The 17,153-nt window shown below is 60.4% G+C and carries 5 protein-coding genes; 4 read left to right on the forward strand and 1 reads right to left on the reverse strand.

Annotation, left to right across the window (positions count from 1 at the left end):
* The first annotated feature begins 204 nt into the window (after positions 1-204).
* From J2Y56_RS01380 to J2Y56_RS01395, 4 genes are read left to right on the forward strand one after another with little or no spacing between them, the layout of a single operon-like run.
* A complete protein-coding gene (locus J2Y56_RS01380; protein ID WP_310348114.1) occupies positions 205-1,854 on the forward strand; it encodes an ABC transporter transmembrane domain-containing protein in 1,650 nt (549 codons plus the stop codon).
* Positions 1,844-4,066, forward strand: a complete 2,223-nt coding sequence (locus J2Y56_RS01385) for an ATP-binding cassette domain-containing protein (RefSeq protein ID WP_310348117.1) — start codon at positions 1,844-1,846, stop codon at positions 4,064-4,066. Before J2Y56_RS01380 ends, J2Y56_RS01385 begins: the two co-directional genes overlap by 11 nt.
* Complete coding sequence (locus J2Y56_RS01390; protein WP_007942971.1) at positions 4,059-5,405, forward strand: HlyD family type I secretion periplasmic adaptor subunit; 1,347 nt, start codon at positions 4,059-4,061, stop codon at positions 5,403-5,405. Before J2Y56_RS01385 ends, J2Y56_RS01390 begins: the two co-directional genes overlap by 8 nt.
* A 24-nt stretch (positions 5,406-5,429) precedes the next feature.
* Positions 5,430-15,788: a VCBS domain-containing protein gene (locus J2Y56_RS01395; protein ID WP_310348119.1), complete on the forward strand. Its 10,359-nt coding sequence runs from the start codon at positions 5,430-5,432 to the stop codon at positions 15,786-15,788.
* 157 nt (positions 15,789-15,945) lie between these two features.
* On the opposite strand, the gene J2Y56_RS01400 is transcribed toward J2Y56_RS01395, so the two are convergent.
* A complete protein-coding gene (locus tag J2Y56_RS01400; RefSeq protein WP_310348121.1) occupies positions 15,946-17,148 on the reverse strand; it encodes a hypothetical protein in 1,203 nt (400 codons plus the stop codon).
* Positions 17,149-17,153 lie beyond the last annotated feature (5 nt).

Consider the following 17,153-nt stretch of genomic DNA (forward strand, 5'->3'; position numbering starts at 1 on the left):
AAAGCGCATTGTTCAGAAATTTTCAGCGTTTTTCAGCGTCCGACTGATACGGTTCAGCTCATTTCAGAGCAGCTGTGTGGGTGACATGCGTTACTGCATCCACTTGGCAGAAGCGACGGGCGCGCCTTTCCCCGTCGTGCTCGCGCGGCAAAATAAATTGCTCCCGCCTGCTTTACCGAAAGACCCCGTCTCGAGTAAGTCCCGTTGAACAGCTCAACCGCGAAACCCTCCGTACCGGTAGTCGACGATCGCCCGCGCTTTCATCGACTGGACGTTGCAGCCGTCTCTTTGGTTATTCATCTGCTGGCCCTGGCATTGCCGTTGGCATTGCTGCAGATCTACGACCGCATCCTGCCAAGCCAGTCCTACGGCACGGCGGTGTTCCTGGTGCTCGGTGTCGGTATCGCCATCATCCTTGAAGTTATTCTGCGTTACGGCCGCACTGCGCTGTTTGCGCACATCGCCGCGCAATACGAAAGCGAAACAACCACGCGTATTTTCGACCGTCTGCTGAAGGCTGATATCAATGTCGTAGAAGGCATGGGCACCGCCAACGTCATCGACGGTATACGTTCGGTGGCGCAAGTGCGGGATCAGTGGTCTGGCAATGCCGCGGTGGCGCTGTATGAGGTGCCGTTTATTGCCGTTTATATCGGCCTGGTCGCTTACATCGGTGGCTGGCTGGCAGTCATTCCGTTGACATTGTTTGCCGTTGCCCTGGGCATGACGCTGCTGGTCAAGGCCGCCACTGAGCGAACCCTGGGCAACGTCGAAGCCGCCGATAGCCGTCGTCGTAACTTGTTGTGGGCGTCCTTCGCCGGGCTGTCCGAGGTCAAATCCCGCGGCGCCGAGCCCGGTCTCAGCCGCAACTACGCGGTGATGAATGCACGCTACATGGAAGCGTCGGCCCGTCTGGAAATGCTCGTCGCCTGGGTACGTGAGAATGCTGCGCTGTTGGGCCAGTTGTCCACGGTTCTGATCGTGATTTTTGGCGCGATTGACGTGATGAAGGGCGAACTGAGCACTGGCGGACTGACCGCCTGTACGTTGCTCGCTGGACGTTCCATCGGCCCGGCAATGCTCGGGTTAGGCTATCTGGCGCGCCTGGCGCAGGCACGGGAAGCGCAGGCGAAAGTCCAGCACCTGCTTGAACTGCCGGTCGGCGATGCGGTGCTGTATCCACAGAAGCGCGACGAGACCGGGGCATCGCTCATCGTCACTCAAGGGTGTATTGAGCTGCTCAGGGAAAACAACCCCGACTTAACCATCAACATCGCCTCCGGCGAGCTGGTCCACCTGGATGCCGCCGATGCGGCATTGGCGTCAAAACTGCTGGCCATGGTGGCGGGTACCGGGCGCCAACAGGGATTGGAGGTGCGCCTGGATGGTCATTCGGTACTCGAATATTCGGCCGTCAGCCTGCGCCACAGCGTAAGCCTGGTGCCACGTCATCCTGCGTTGGTGGCGGGTTCGATTCTCAACAACCTGACCCTGTTCGACCCGCGGTACAACGAGCGGGCGCGCGATTATGCGGAGGCACTAGGCCTGTTGCCATTTCTCGGCCGTCTGCGCAGTGGCGCATTGACGGAAATCGGAGCCTTGGGCGCCGAACAGTTCGACGAAGGGGTTTACCAGCGCATCGCACTGATTCGGGCGCTGGTGCGTGAGCCCAAGATTTTGTTGCTGGATCATGCTGGCAGCGGTCTGGATCTGGACGGACAAAAACGCCTTGCCGCGTTACTGCAAAACATGGCGGGTCGCCCCACGGTGCTGGTCGCCAGCAACAAGCCGATCATGATTGGTGCGTGCGACCGCAGCATCCACATTGGCAGGAGTCACCCGCATGCAGGCTGAAAATATCAGCTCCATCCTGTCAGACAGGGCAAACAAACTGCAGGTGTTCTGGAGTGAGCGTGCACGGATACAGCGCATCGCCACGCTGCTCGGCGAGGCGCGTCTCGGTGCCTCGGCGATTGCTCGCTGCCTGCCCGCACTTTTGGTGGCGCTGGACTGGTTCGGCGCGCCGCGCAATCTGGTGCCCAGCCTTCCGGCCCAGGGCGCCGGTTTTACCGTAGAAGACCTGCGCACGCTGTTGGCGGACATCGGGTTCCGTTCCGATTACTTGCCCCGTGGCAAACGTGACAACCTGATGGAAAACCTGCCGGTCGGCACCCTGGCAATCACCGGTGAGCAGTGCATGCTCTATCTCGGTCGTCTTGACAATAAAGACTGGTGGCATGACGGCGTGAGCCCGGTCGAGGGCTGGCAGCCGTCGAATGACACCGAGTTGCTGATGATCCAGCGCAAAGCGGGGTTCTTGCCCATCGATGCCCCTCAGCCCGACTGGTTTGCGCGACTGATGGCGAAGGCTCAAAGCGAATTGCTCGGGATCGGGCTGATCAGTCTGGTCACCAATCTCCTGGCGTTGTCGGTGTCGCTGTTCACCATGACGGTCTACAACTCGGTAATTCCCAGTGGCGCCACTGGCACGCTGACCACGCTGGGGTTGGGGGCGATCGTCGCCATCATCTGCGGTTGGGGGCTGCGCCTCGGGCGCGCGACACTGCTAGCGCGCATGGGGGCATGGGCCGGCACAAGCATTGGCACTGCGGCGTTTCGCAAAACCCTCGGTCTGCCCTTGGAGTATTCGTCGCGGCTGGGCCTGAACAACAACCTCAACCGCATGCGCTCCCTGGAAGGCGTGCGTCAGTACCTCAGCGGTGCGGGCGGTGTGGCGCTGGTTGATTATCCGTTCGTGCTGGTGTTCATCGTGGTGATCGCGCTGCTTGGCGGCTGGATTGTTTTCGTGCCGATCATTGGACTGCTGCTGTTCTGGCTCGCGGCCTGGTTGGTACAGCCTTATGTACAGCGTAAGTCCGTTCACGCAAGCCGCGTTGGCAACCGGCTGCTGGAGGAGTATTCCAGCGGTATCCAGCGGCTTCGCTCCCTACAGGGCATTAGTGGCAATCACCACTGGTTGCGGCGTATGCGCGACATGTCCAGCCAGGCCGCAAAGGCCAATCGTGATCTGGCCCTGGCCCAGGCGCTGGTGCAGAGCATCGGCCAGGCTTTGGGGATGTTCACGGTGCTGGGCACCATGGCCGCCGGCATCGCTCTGGTCCTGTCTCAGGGCATGACGGCGGGCGGGTTGATCGCCACGATGATGCTGGTCTGGCACGTCACCACCCCGGCCCAGCAATTCTTTTCCCTTAGCCTGCGCATCAGCCAGATCAAAGAATCACGCCTGCAACTGGAGCGACTGATGCAGTCCGCTGGCGAGGCACAGCACCCGCAGATGTATTCACCGGTCGAACCGCTGTCGCCTCGTATCGCCGTGTACCATTTGTACTATCGCTATACCGCCGAACAGGAGCCTGCGCTCAACGGCATCAGCTTCGAGCTGCAGCCGGGCCAGCGTGTGGTGGTGGTCGGGCCCAATGGCGCTGGTAAGAGCACGCTATTGCAATGTCTGTCCGGCGTGCGCATGCCACAAAGTGGTCGCGTGGTGCTCGACGGGCGGGATATCCGTCAGTTCGACCCGGCGGATTACCGTGTCTGGGTCGGTTTTCATGCGCAGACCCTGCAGAACCTGCCGTTGCCGGTGCGTGACTTCCTCCGGTTGTCCCATCCGTCTGCCAGCGACGAGCGAATCAATGCCTGTTTTGCCCGTGTCGCGGGCGAAACCTGGTGGAGTTTGCTCGGCTGCACGAGCGAAGAGGCGGCGCTGAGCCTGCAGCTCGATCCCTGGCGCGAAGACCCCGATGCCCTGCGTATACGTCATGTGGTGGGCATGGTCGAAGCCGTGCTGGACGATCCACCCCTGCTGTTGCTGGATGACCCGTTGCGCGACGGCGATCCGGTGCTGGACGGCATGTTCAAGCGCTTGCTCGACAGCCTGCGCGGCATCAGCACCGTGGTGATTGCTACGCACCGTGCGGACCTGATCGAAACCGCGGACCTGATCGTGATTCTCGATCAGGGCAAATTGATTCATGTCGGGCCAGTCGCCCCTCAAAGCCAGATACCTGCGGCGCAGGACAGCTTAAAAGGACCGGTTCATGCTTAAGATCGACCCACTTCCAAAAATCATTACCATCACCGGGGCCGACGATCGCGCCAGTGCCAATATTGCCAACCTGCTCAACGATGGCCGAAGTTCGCGGCAATTGCGCCGACTGCTGTTGGCGATTGTTGCCCTGGTGGTGCTGTTCCTGCTCTGGACGCTGCTTGCACAGGTTGATGAGCTGGCCAAAGCGCGTGGGGAGGTTCAGCCGGTGTCGCGGATTCAGCTCGTGCAGTCGAAGGAGGGCGGCATCCTCACTGAGCTGCTGGTCGAGGCGAACGAGCCTGTCAAGGCGGGGCAAGTCATCGCCCGGTTTGCCACGACGGATGTGCAGAAGGATCTCGATCAGGTTAGCGTGCGCCGCTCCGCCCTGCAGATCGATCTCGAACTGTGGGGGGCTGTCATCGAGGGACGTCGGCCGAATTTTTCTCCCTTCGCCGATCAGCCGGTTCTGGTGGCGGAAGCGATCAAGCGTTACCTCAATGAGCTGGCGCTCAACTCCTCACTGGCCGATTCCAAGCGTACCGTCTTAGAGCAGCAGAGGGCGGCACTGAGCGGCGCCCAGGGCGAATTGCCGGCGATGCGCAACCAATTGAACCTGACCCTTGGCGTCCAGGCCCGTTACCAGGATGGCTTCGCCAGGGGAGCGATTTCTGCGGTGCGCATGGCCGAGGCCCAAGAGCATGCGGCGGAGGTCGAACGCAACCTTGCGCAGCTGCATTCGCGCATCACCGAACTGCAAAAGTCCATCGCCGTGGCCCAAGCGGCGCTACAGCAGGTGCTGGACGAGATTGACCAGAAAGCGGGGGCCAAGCGCAGCGAACTGATCGAGAAGATTCATGAGCTGGATGCGGAGATGGTTGCCCTGAAAGACCGCCATGGGCGTACCGATGTGGTGGCGCCAGTCGCCGGCTTTATCAAGCAACTGCCTGATACCCGCGCCGGTGCGGTGATTGCACCCGGCGGCACGGTGGCGGAGTTGGTGCCCAGCGAAGGCGGCGTGGTGATGGAAGTCCTGGTCTCGCCACGGGATATCGGGTTCGTGCGTATCGGGCAAACCACGCTGGTCAAGGTCGATGCCTTCGACTTCAGCCGCTTCGGTTCAGTGTCGGGCAAGGTCAAGCGCATCTCCCCATCGGTGTTTCGCCAGGAGCAGACCGGCGCGACCTTTTACAAGGTGGATATCCAGCTGGACAAGGCCTATGTCGGGAACGACGCGAACCGCCAATTGATCCCCGGCATGACCGGCGAGGCGGATATCGTCACTGGCCGCAAGACGGTGTTCCAGTACCTTGCCAAGCCCGTTTTTCTCGGTGCCGACATGGCATTCCACGAACGCTAGGCGCAGGAGCACAGGGAACAGATCATGGCCAATTATGAAGACGGTTCGACTTCAGGTGTGCGCCCGGGAATGAGCCCGGAAGAAGCCGCCAGACGCTTGCGTGCGCATGAACAGCCACTGGGCAAGCAGGATACCTCTGACGTAAAAAGCCCTCTGGGCTGGACCGAGGACAAGCAAGGGGAAACACTGCCTGGCGAACAGCCTGATGCCGGTGGCGCCTCCGAGCGATCGCCCGCTCGTGCCCTGATGGATTCCATCGCCGAGCAGCCATTGCCCGTACCTGACCTGGTGCCCGTCATTGCGGGGCCGGCATCTGGCCCGAGCGGCTTCGCTGCTGAGGCCGGCTATATATCGAGGCCGGACTTCGTCGATACGGCCCGCGCAGCGGCTTTTGTGGCTGGAGATCTGGACGCAAAAGCGCTGCAGGCTGCCGAGCTGGCACCTGTTGGTGGCGGCGCCAGCGCTCCGCACGCGTTGCACGCTCAAGACGAAAGCATCAACAGCGACAGCAACATCGAAATCGACGATTCGACACCATTGCTGGCGACCGGCGATCTTGCCGGCAGCGTGATCGAGGACACCGAACAACAAGTCAGCGGCCATCTCAGTGCAAGCGGTGGTGAAGGGGGCGTGGCCGTTCAATGGCAGGCGCTGGCGCCGGAAAGTGTCTATGGCAGGTTAGAGGTCGAACCCGATGGCTCCTGGCGTTACACCCCGAACATCACCAGTCCTGCGTTTCAGGGGCTGAACGAAGGTCAGCATGTCATCGAGGAGTTTCTGGTGCGCGCCAGTTCGGGCCATCAGGCGCCCGTCGATCTGCTGATTCGCATCGAGCTGGAAGGCACCAACGACCGCCCGGAAATCACTGAGGCCTCGGTACTCACCGGCAGCCACCGGGAAGACGGGCAGACACTCGTCAGCGGCCGACTTGAGGCCCGCGACGCGGATCAGGACGCCCAGCTGCACTGGCAGGTCGACACCGTGCACGGCCAATATGGTGAGTTGACGCTCGATGCGGCCACCGGTCAGTGGCAGTATCACCTCGACAATGATCGCGGGACGACTCAGGCGCTCGCCGAGGGTGAGGTGGCCACCGAGTATTTCCTCGCCAGTGTGGTCGACGAGTACGGTGCGGCATCCACCGCGCGCCTGACCATCACCATCATCGGGCTCAATGATGACCCGGTCATCGGGCGTGTTGACGCGCTTCACGCGACGCAAGAGGGCGGCATTATTCAGGGGAGAATCCCCGCGACTGATGTCGACACCCTCGACCAGCTCAGTTTCAGCACCACTGCCGATGTGCCGGGCTTCCTCCTGGCAGCGGACGGCAGCTACCGGTTCGATCCGGGCAACACCGCCTACCAATACCTGGCCGAAGGCGAGACACAGCAACTGATCATCGCGGTTACGGTCAGCGATGGCCATGGCGGCACCGCCACGCAGAACCTGGTGATCAATCTCACCGGCACCAATGATCTGCCAGTGCTCAACACCCTCGTTGCGCGCACCGCCACTGAAGGCGACGCGCTGATGACCGGCCAACTTAACGCTACTGACGTGGATAACGGCCACACGCTGACATACGGCACCGCCGCCGAGGTCGACGGTTTTACCCTCAATCCGGATGGCAGCTACCGCTTCGACCCGGCCCACAGCGCCTATCGATCGTTACCCGCCGGGGTTCAGCAAACGCTGGTTATCCCGCTGACAGTCACTGACGAACACGGTGGTTCAGCCACGCAAAATCTGCTCATTGTCGTGACCGGGACCAACCAGGGCGCTGTCATCAGTGGCGTGGTCAGTGGTGCTGTCACCGATGAAAACATTAGCAGCGGCACGGACCTTCTGGAAACGAGCGGGCAACTGACCATCAGCGATCCGGACCGCGGCGAAAGCCGATTCTCGCCGCACAGCGACAGCGACGCACTGACCGGCCAATACGGGGTGCTGACCATCAACGCGACCGGTGCCTGGCATTACGCGGCGGACAGCAAACAGGCTGCGGTGCGGCGACTGGGGCAAGGCGAGACACTGACCGAACACTTCACGATTACCAGCGTCGACGGCACCCAGCAGATGATTGACATCACTCTGACCGGTACCAACGACTTGCCGGTTATGAGCATGACGGCAATCACGGCCCTCGAAGGCGAGGTTGCGATCACCGGCCAGGTGATTGCCACCGACATCGACAATGGCGACGTGCTCACCTATAGCACTCCCGCCACGGTCGACGGTTTCAGCATCGACCCGGACGGCACTTACCATTTCGACCCGAGCCACCCGGCTTATCAAAGCCTGATCGCCGGTGAGACGCAGACTTTGAGCATCCCGCTGACGGTGACCGACAACCACGGCGGCACAGCGACGCAAATCCTTACCATCACCCTGACCGGCTCCAACCAAGGGGCGGTGATTGCCGGGGTGGATAACGGTGCCGTCACAGAAGACCAGGTCACCAGTGACGGTCATTGGCTGGAAACCGGTGGGCAGCTGAGCATCACCGATCCGGATCAGAACCAGTCCGTTTTTGTCGAGCATAGTGGGGCCGGGGTAATCAGCGGGAGCTACGGCCTGTTGACGATTGATGCTTCGGGCGCCTGGCATTACGCGGCGGACAACGACCAGGCGGCGGTGCAGCAGTTGGGGCAGGGCGACACGCTGACCGATCACTTCACCATCACAAGTGTCGACGGCACAAAGCACAGCATCGACATCACCCTGAGTGGCACCAACGATGTGCCGGTGATCAGCCAGAATTCGATCACCATCGGGGCGATCGCCGAGGACGCCACATCGAACACGGTGGGTGGTGCACTGATCGCCAGTGACGTCGACATCGCCAGCCAGCTCAGCTGGAGTCTGGTGTCTGCGTCTGGGGTCTACGGAACATTGTCCATCGACGAAGCCAGTGGTCAGTGGATCTACACCCTGGACAACAACCGTGCGGCCACTCAAGGTCTGGCGGAAGGACAGCCGGTCAGCGAACGCTTCAGCGTGCTGGTCACCGACGAGCATGGCGCGTCGGCTCGCCAGGATGTCGTCATCAGCATACGGGGTACCAACGACAATCCGCTGCTGCTGAATGTGCCGCAATTGAGTGTGATAGAAGGCGGTGCCGTGGAGCACGGCCAGCTCAATGCCACTGATGTCGATACCGGCGATACCCTGAACTTCAGCACTTCGGCGCAGGTACCGGGCTTCACCCTGAGCGAGGAGGGTGCCTGGTCGTTCGACCCGGCGAACTCGGCGTATCAAAGCCTGCTGGCCGGGCAAACACAGACACTGAATATCCCGCTGACGGTCACCGACAACCACGGCGGCACGGCGACGAAAATTCTGATCATCACCCTGACCGGCACCAACCAGGGTGCCGTGATCGCCGGGGTGGATGCAGGCAGTGTCATGGAAGACACGACGTCCCCCAGCACCCATCTGTTGGAAACGGCCGGCCAGTTGACGATCAGCGATCCGGACAGCGACCAGGCGGTATTTACCGACCACTCGGGTACCGAGGCACTGACCGGCAGCTATGGCACCTTGAGTATCGACGCCAGCGGCGCCTGGTACTACAGCGCCGACAACCATCAGGCGGCGGTTCAGCAACTGGGGCAGGGCGCCACCCTGACCGATCAATTCACCATTACCAGCCTCGACGGCACCCAGCATACCGTGACGGTCACATTGAACGGGACCAACGATGTGCCGGTGCTCAACGCCATCAGCGCGCGTAACGCGGTGGAAGATGGGGACATTCTGACCGGGCAACTGACGGCGACCGATATCGACACGGGCGATACGCTGAGTTACAGCACAACCTTGGTCACCGCCGGTTTTACCCTCAGTGCCAACGGTAGTTACAGCTTTAACCCCGGCGATGCGGCTTACCAACACCTGGCCGAAGGGGTACAGCAGGTCCTGACGATCCCGGTGATCGTGACCGATAGCAAGGGCGCCACGGCCACGCAGAACCTGGTCATTACCATTACCGGCACCAATGATCTGCCGGTAATGAGCGTGCTGACCCCACGCACGGCCACCGAAGGCGGCGTCGCGATCACAGGCAAAGCCGTTGCCACTGACATAGATAGCGGCGATACGCTGACTTACAGCAGCAACGCCACGGTCGACGGTTTCAGCATCGACCCGGACGGCACCTACCGTTTCGACCCGAGCAACCCGGCGTATCAAAGCCTGAACGCCGGTGCGAAGCAGATTCTGAACATCCCGTTGACGGTGACGGACAACCACGGCGGCACGGCGACAAAAATCCTGACCATCACCTTGACCGGGACCAACCAGGGGGCGGTGATTGCCGGGGTGGATAACGGCAGCGTCACCGAGGATCAGACCGCCACCGGCAACCTGGAAACCGGGGGCCAGCTGACCATCAGCGATGTAGATAAAGGCCAAGCGGTGTTCACGCCGCGCAGTGGCGCCAGCGCCCTCGCAGGTAAATATGGCAGCCTGACGATTGATGCCAGTGGCGCCTGGCACTACAGCGCCGCCAACAACCAGACGGCGGTGCAGAAACTGAGCGAAGGCGCGACGGTGACGGACACCTTCACGGTGCAAAGCGTTGATGGCACGACACATCAGATTACGGTCACCCTGCTGGGGACCAACGACGCACCGAAGATTGGCCCAAGCTCCGTCATCATCGGAGCGGTGACTGAAGATGCCGCCGTACCCACCGCCACCGGCAAGCTGGTGGCCAGTGATGTCGATACCGACGCGCGGCTGTCCTGGAGCCTGACGTCGACCGAAGGCAACTACGGCACTCTGGCCCTCGACGCGGCAAGCGGTACCTGGACGTACACGCTCGACATTAGCCGCGCGGTAACCCAGGCCCTGGCGGCGGGTCAGAAGGTGCATGAGAGTTTCACCGCCATCGTCACCGATAACCACGGTGCCAGCGCGCAGCAGACCGTGGACATCGTCATTACCGGGACCAACGACCTCCCGGTGATTAGTGGCAGCAGCACCGGCGCGGTCACCGAGGATGACCCGCAGAGTGTGGTTTCCGGCACCCTGACCCATACCGACTTGGACACCGGTGACAGCTTCAACTGGTCGCTGGTCAACGGTACCGGTACTTACGGCACCTTGTCGTTCGACACTGCGACCGGCACCTGGAACTACAGCCTCGACAACTCACGCGCCGCCACCCAGGCCCTGGCAGTGGGCGAGCATCACACCGAGAGTTTTACCGTGCGGGGCACCGATGGGTCTGGCACGCCGGTCAATCAGGTGATCTCGATCGAGGTCAACGGCAGCAACGACAATCCAGTCATCGGCGGCGCACACCAGGGAAGCGTGGTCGAAGACCGGACCCTGACTGCCAGCGGTGCGCTGTCGTTCAGCGACATCGACACCGGCGACAAACTCGGAACGTGGCAGGTGCTCACCCCGCAAGGTCTCTATGGCGCGCTCAGTATCGACCAGAATGGCCATTGGACGTATCGCCTCGACCCCGCGCGTTCACAGTCGATCAAGGCCGGCGACACGCCACAAGACAGCTTCATCGTGCGTGTCACTGACAACCATGGTGGGTATGCCGACCAGCAGGTTACCCTCCAGGTCACCGGCACCAATGACGGACCGGCCATCGACCCCAATTCACCGGCGCTGACCGGGGACGTGACCGAAGACCAGATCGGCGCGACCACTGCCCAAGGCACCATTGCCAGTGGCGATCCGGACATTAATGACACCCTGGCCTGGTCGATCGATGGTTACAGCGGACAGAGCGTGGGCAACTACGGCACCCTGACGCTCGATCAGAACGGGCATTGGATATACACGCTCGATCACGCTAAAGCGGACCGACTCGCCGAAGGGACGACGGTCGTCGATCGCTTCGTCGTCAACATCACTGACGCGGCGGGCGAGCGCAGCTCCGCCACGATCCAGGTGCAGGTGCACGGCACCAATGACGGCCCGCACATCGGCGGTACCAGCAGCGGCGAAGTGACAGAGGACATCGCCACCCGTGTCAGCGGTCAGTTACTGCCCGGCGATGTGGACAGCGGTGACACCGCGAGCTGGGCAGTCGTCGGCGACCGCCATGGCCAGCTCGGTACGCTGAACCTCGATGCGCAGGGCGTCTGGACCTACCAGCTTGACACGGGCTCAGCCACTGTCGATGCCTTGGGGCAGGGCGCCAGCGCAACCGAGACGTTCCGCGTCCAAGTCACTGACTCGCATGGGGTGACCGACTTCAAGGACGTCACCATCACAGTTCGCGGCCATAACGATGCGCCGATTATCAGTGGCGTCGACAGTGGCGATGTTTCTGAAGACCAGAAGAGCAGCGTCACCGGGCGCCTCTGCGTCGATGATGTGGACAGCGGTGACCAGCCGGGCTTCGAGCAGAGTCAGTACGCTGGTACATACGGTCAGTTCTCTTTGAACACCGATGGGCGGTGGACCTATCAGCTGTTCGACTCGCAGGCATACGTTCAGGCTCTCGCCGAAGGACAGACTGCCACCGAAACCTTCACCATCACGGCGATCGACCAGAACGGCGGCGTCACTTACCGGCCGGTCACGATCACGGTGCACGGCACCAACGATGCGCCGCTTATCAGCGGTGTCGCCACCGGCGTGGTGTTTGAGTACGTCTCGAAAACCGCGACCGGACGCCTGGTCGGCCAAGATCCGGACCAGCTCGACACCGACACCTGGACCCTCAGTGACGGCCAAGGCAAGTACGGAACGCTGCAGCTCGACCCTCATGGCCAGTGGACCTACACGCTCGACATCAACGACACCGACACCAAGGCGTTGCAGCCTGGAGACCAGGCGACGGATAGCTTTCGTGTGCAACTGACCGATAACCATGGCGCAAGCGTGGAGTGCTTCGTCAATGTCACCGTGGTCGGCACACAGGCCCCCAACGCGCCGCCCGAACAAGGCACAGGCGGCGGTGGCAGCGAAACGCCGCCGCAGACCCTGCCGTCGGTCAGTGTCAATGTGACCGAGGATGTCTCGCTCATTCGCTCTGGCCTGCTGACGGGGGTTTCGCCCATCGGCAGTCCGGTCACCTGGCAGGTGACGCCCGTCAACGGCACCTTTGGTGTCCTTACCCTGGGGGCCAACGGCGAATGGATCTATAGCCTGCATAACGATGCGGCGCAGGTCCAGGCGCTCAATCTCGGACAATCGGTCCAGGAGTATTTCAACGTCCGCGGCGTCGACACCAGCGGCAACACTGTACAGACTCAGTTCACCGTGACCATCTATGGTACCAATGACACGCCACACATCGTCGGCGTGGACCAAGGCACCACGATCGAGGATAAGCAGCTCACCGCCAGTGGCAGCCTCGCCGTGCAGAACCTGAATACCGGCGACAGCGCGACCTGGAGCGTGCAGGAAGGCAAAGGCCAAGTCGGTGATTTCAGCATCGACAACAATGGTGACTGGACCTACCACCTCGACAATGCCAAGGCGCAGTACCTGAATGTCGGCGAGTCCGTTGTCGAGCGCTTCATGGTCAATGTCATCGACAATCACAACGCGACGAGTTCACGTGAAGCTGTCGTGACCGTGTATGGCACGGCCGATGGCCCGATGGTCCCCAGTGTCACTGAAGGCATCGCCGAACCCGGCGCCAAGGAAGTGCTGACTGGCAAGATCCCGGTGCTAGATCCGGACATTAGCGCGACCTTCAGCTTCAGTCTGGTGTCGAGCGCGCACGGCCAAGTGGGCACGCTGTCGATCGATCCGGATGGCAACTGGCGCTACCAGCTTGACCAGTCTGCTGCCAACACCGCTCTTAAAAGCCTGGCTGCGGGCCAGCAGCTCATTGACACCTTCACCGTGCAGGTCAGAGACAGCAATGGCCATATGGCCCTGGAACAGATTCGCCTGGTGGTCGGCGGAATCAACGACGCGCCGGTGATCAACGGCGCGACCACAGGCTCCGTTACCGACAAGAGCACGCTCCAGACCAGCGGCAAACTGCTCGCGAGCGATCCGGATGCCGGCGACGTAGCGACGGTCAACCCGCAGAGCGTGGACAGCGCCCATGGTCATTTCGAGGTCACAAGCGATGGCGCCTGGGTCTACACGCTCAATGGGGTGGACCCTGTCGTCAAGGCACTCAACGCGGGTGACAGTCTCACCGAAACCTTCCATGTCACGGCTGTCGACGGCAGCGGCGTGTCGGTGGGCAAGGACGTGGTCATTACCATCCGAGGCAGCAACGACTTGCCCGTGGTGGGTGGCGACGTGCGCGGCAGCACCACGGAAGACACCACGCCCGGCACCCAAGGCCAATTGACCACCACTGACATCGATACCGGTGACACCACGCAGTGGACAGGCATGAACACGGCTGGCGCCTATGGCCGTTTTCAGATGAGCGTCGATGGCACCTGGAGCTACCTGCTCAATGGCAACTCGGCCCAAGTGCAGGCGCTCAAGGATGGTCAAGTCGTTAGCGAGACCTTCATCGCCCACGGTAGAGACCAACATGGCGGCGAAGTCACACAGGTCATTACCATCGACGTCCACGGTACCAACGATGCCGCCATCATCACTGGACAGCGCACCGGCGACCTCACCGAGGACCAGGGCGTCACCACTGGCCAACTGGTGGTTTCCGGGCAGATCCGCCTGGCCGACGTTGATACCGGCGAAGGCATTCTCACCGCGCAGACCGTGCAGGGCGCCTATGGCACGCTGGAGTTGCGCAGTGACGGCACCTGGCGCTACTCGGCGGACAATGCCCAGGATGCCATTCAACATTTGGGGCAAGGCGCGACCCTGACCGACAATGTCAGTCTGACCAGCGCCGACGGTACGCCGTATCAAATCAGCGTTATGGTGCACGGCACTAATGATGTGCCGGTATTGAGTGCGCTCACCGTGCTGAATGCGGTGGAAGAGGGCGCCAAAATCATTGGCCAGTTGTTCGGCACTGATACCGACACCGGCGACACGCTGATCTACAGCAGTACTTCGAACGTGGCAGGCTTCAGCTTGAACGCCGATGGCAGCTACAGCTTCGATCCGTCCGATGCTGCGTATCAGCACTTGGCCGAAGGGGCACAGCAGGTCCTGACAATCCCGGTGACCGTCACCGACAGCCAGGGGGCGACAGCGTCGCAGAATCTGGTGATTACGATTACTGGCAGCAACGACCTGCCGGTGATGAGCGTGCTGACTGCAATCACTGCCACTGAAGACGGCGCAATCATCACCGGCCATGCCACGGCGACTGACGTCGACACCGGCGATTTGCTGACGTACAGCAGCGATACCATGATCGACGGATTCAGCATCGACCCCGATGGCACCTACCGTTTTGATCCGGGCCATGCGACTTACCAAAACCTGATGGCGGGGGAGACGCGGACCCTGAGTATCGGGCTGACGGCTTCTGACAACCACGGCGGCAGCGCCACACAGATACTGAGCATCACCCTGATCGGCACCAATGACGTTCCGGTACTCTGCGCCATCACCGCGCAGGACTCGGTGGAAGAGGGCGCCAAGGTCACTGGCCAGTTGCTCGGCACCGATGCCGACACGGGCGACACGCTGATCTACAGCAGTACCTCGAGCGTGGCAGGTTTCACCTTGAACGCCGATGGCAGCTACAGCTTCGATCCGTCCGATGCAGCCTATAGGCATCTGGCAGAAGGCGCGACCCAGGTGCTGACCATCCCGATCACCGTCACTGACAGTCAGGGTGCGACAGCAACGCAGGACCTGTTGATCAACCTGACCGGCACCAACCAGGAGGCAGTGATTGCAGGCGTCGATACCGGCAACGTCCAGAAAGAAGGCTTCACCGAGAGCAGTCATCTGCTGGAAACGAGCGGTCAGCTCACCATTAGCGACCCTGATGACAACGAAGCGTCGTTCGTAGCGCATAACGGTGCGGACGCGTTGGTGGGCACGTACGGTTCGCTCGCCATCGACGCCAATGGAGCCTGGTATTACAGCGCCGACGATAACCAGGTCGCCGTGCAGCAATTGACCGAAGGAGAACAACTGGCTGACTCCTTCACGGTCAGTAGTGTCGATGGCACCACGCACAACGTGACCATCACCGTGACAGCACAGCCATCACCCGTGGATGTGTACCTGCAATTTACCCAGACCAATACTGATCATCTGGCAGCAGAGTACGAGGGGCAGAGCGAAAGTCCAACAGTCGAGGGGTACCTGCAGTTCGGCGGCGTAGATCCAGCCCGCCTCAGCCAGCCAGATCCGATGCAATCACCGGATTCCCAGCCGCCACCGGATAGCCCGTTACACCCGGGCGCCGCAACGCCCGAGCCGGCTGACTCCGGGTACCACGATTCAGGGCTGGCGGATGCGCCGAGCATGCCGATAACGGATCACGATCCGCAACACTACGGATGAGGGCGATAATTCGAGGGAGAGTGGCCGTTCCCTCGAACACATCAGTCGAATACGATTGAGGTTCGTCTGGACTTAGCTCGACTAAATAGTCATTTAGTTGAGCTAAAAAAACTTACTGGAATTAACCCCGGTAAAGAGTAGGGCAGCCTGCTAAATTCTAACCACGCCACGCAAAGAAACGTTGGTAGGCATTTTCGGCGTTTGATTTTCGCGCAAGTCTGATTACGTCATCCATCCCCATCGTCCTTGCGCTGTGGTGCATACCTGTTTCTCGTAACCAGAACAAACTCGCTTTACGGAACCCTGAGTCAGGTGAGACTTCATATCCGCTTTCGGTAAGCCTATCTATGACAACCTGACATACAGTCCGGAATAACAATCTCGCATGAGCTGAGCTTATCGAACCTTTCCCACGAATCTTCCCGAACAACAATGTGTGATCACGCTCCAATGGAAGGGATTTTCGGCCAAGTTTTTTACGATAACGATTCACATACTTAGCTACAAACTCAGGATGGATTTTCCATGCCCGATTGCCCGGGAAATTGTCCTCTACTAAATCGTAAGTTCCATCGCGCATGAGCCCCAGCGCACTGAACGTTAGTTTATCCCCTAAGCTGTCGATCTCAGATGGCTGCATCCTAAGATAATAAATTGACGCCATCAGGAGTAGCGTACGTTCATTTTTGATTTCCTCATCCGCCATGTCGCTGAGCGTCAACATCAAGACCGCAAACTCTTCATCAGTGAAAATATTCGCACCTGTGTGAATAGGAAGACTTGAAGCGTAGAAGCCGGCAGCGTGTAGCCTTCGCGCAGGGTTGACTGCTATAAGTTCACTGTAGTGCAGATGCAGAAAAAAAGTCGCAATCACAGACCACTGTTTAGCGAGCGCGCCTTTACCAGCTATGTACGTTAAGCGAGTACCGTCTTCCCCAACAGACGTCTGATCAAAGCTAAACGGACGCCAGGCGGGGTTAATTCCTATTACCTGTTTCGTTTCGCCGAGAGTGAATCGCCGACATGACTTATCTGCCACCCAGGAGTCGGGAGGAGATGTGCAGAAACTCATAAACTCCTGAATGTCGCCTTCATTCAAATCGGTTATGGGTTTTTTTACCTCCAAAATGCTCCAGAGTAAAAGTCGCTCGATATACCTTCGGTAGTTTGAATAGCGCGTGGATTCAGCATGCTTAATCAAAAACTGCTTAACCAGCAAGTAGCTTTTCGTCGGCAGACTGCTGGCTGGACAATTGTTGAGAAAACGCTGAATTACAGGCAGCTCATCATCAAGGGTGTCTGGGTCTAGCCGTGAAAACTCTTCCAGCGCTTCAAAGCAAGGGCGGGGCATTGATTCCATTATTT

The sequence above is a fragment of the Pseudomonas sp. BE134 genome, from assembly GCF_031456105.1.
In the GTDB taxonomy this organism is placed as follows: Bacteria; Pseudomonadota; Gammaproteobacteria; order Pseudomonadales; family Pseudomonadaceae; genus Aquipseudomonas.

Excerpts from the sequence above, each read along its gene's own strand:
- J2Y56_RS01400 (WP_310348121.1), bottom strand. The coding sequence starts at position 17,148 with ATGGAATCAATGCCCCGCCCTTGCTTTGAAGCGCTGGAAGAGTTTTCA.
- J2Y56_RS01395 (WP_310348119.1), top strand. The coding sequence starts at position 5,430 with ATGGCCAATTATGAAGACGGTTCGACTTCAGGTGTGCGCCCGGGAATG.
- J2Y56_RS01390 (WP_007942971.1), top strand. The coding sequence starts at position 4,059 with ATGCTTAAGATCGACCCACTTCCAAAAATCATTACCATCACCGGGGCC.
- J2Y56_RS01385 (WP_310348117.1), top strand. The coding sequence starts at position 1,844 with ATGCAGGCTGAAAATATCAGCTCCATCCTGTCAGACAGGGCAAACAAA.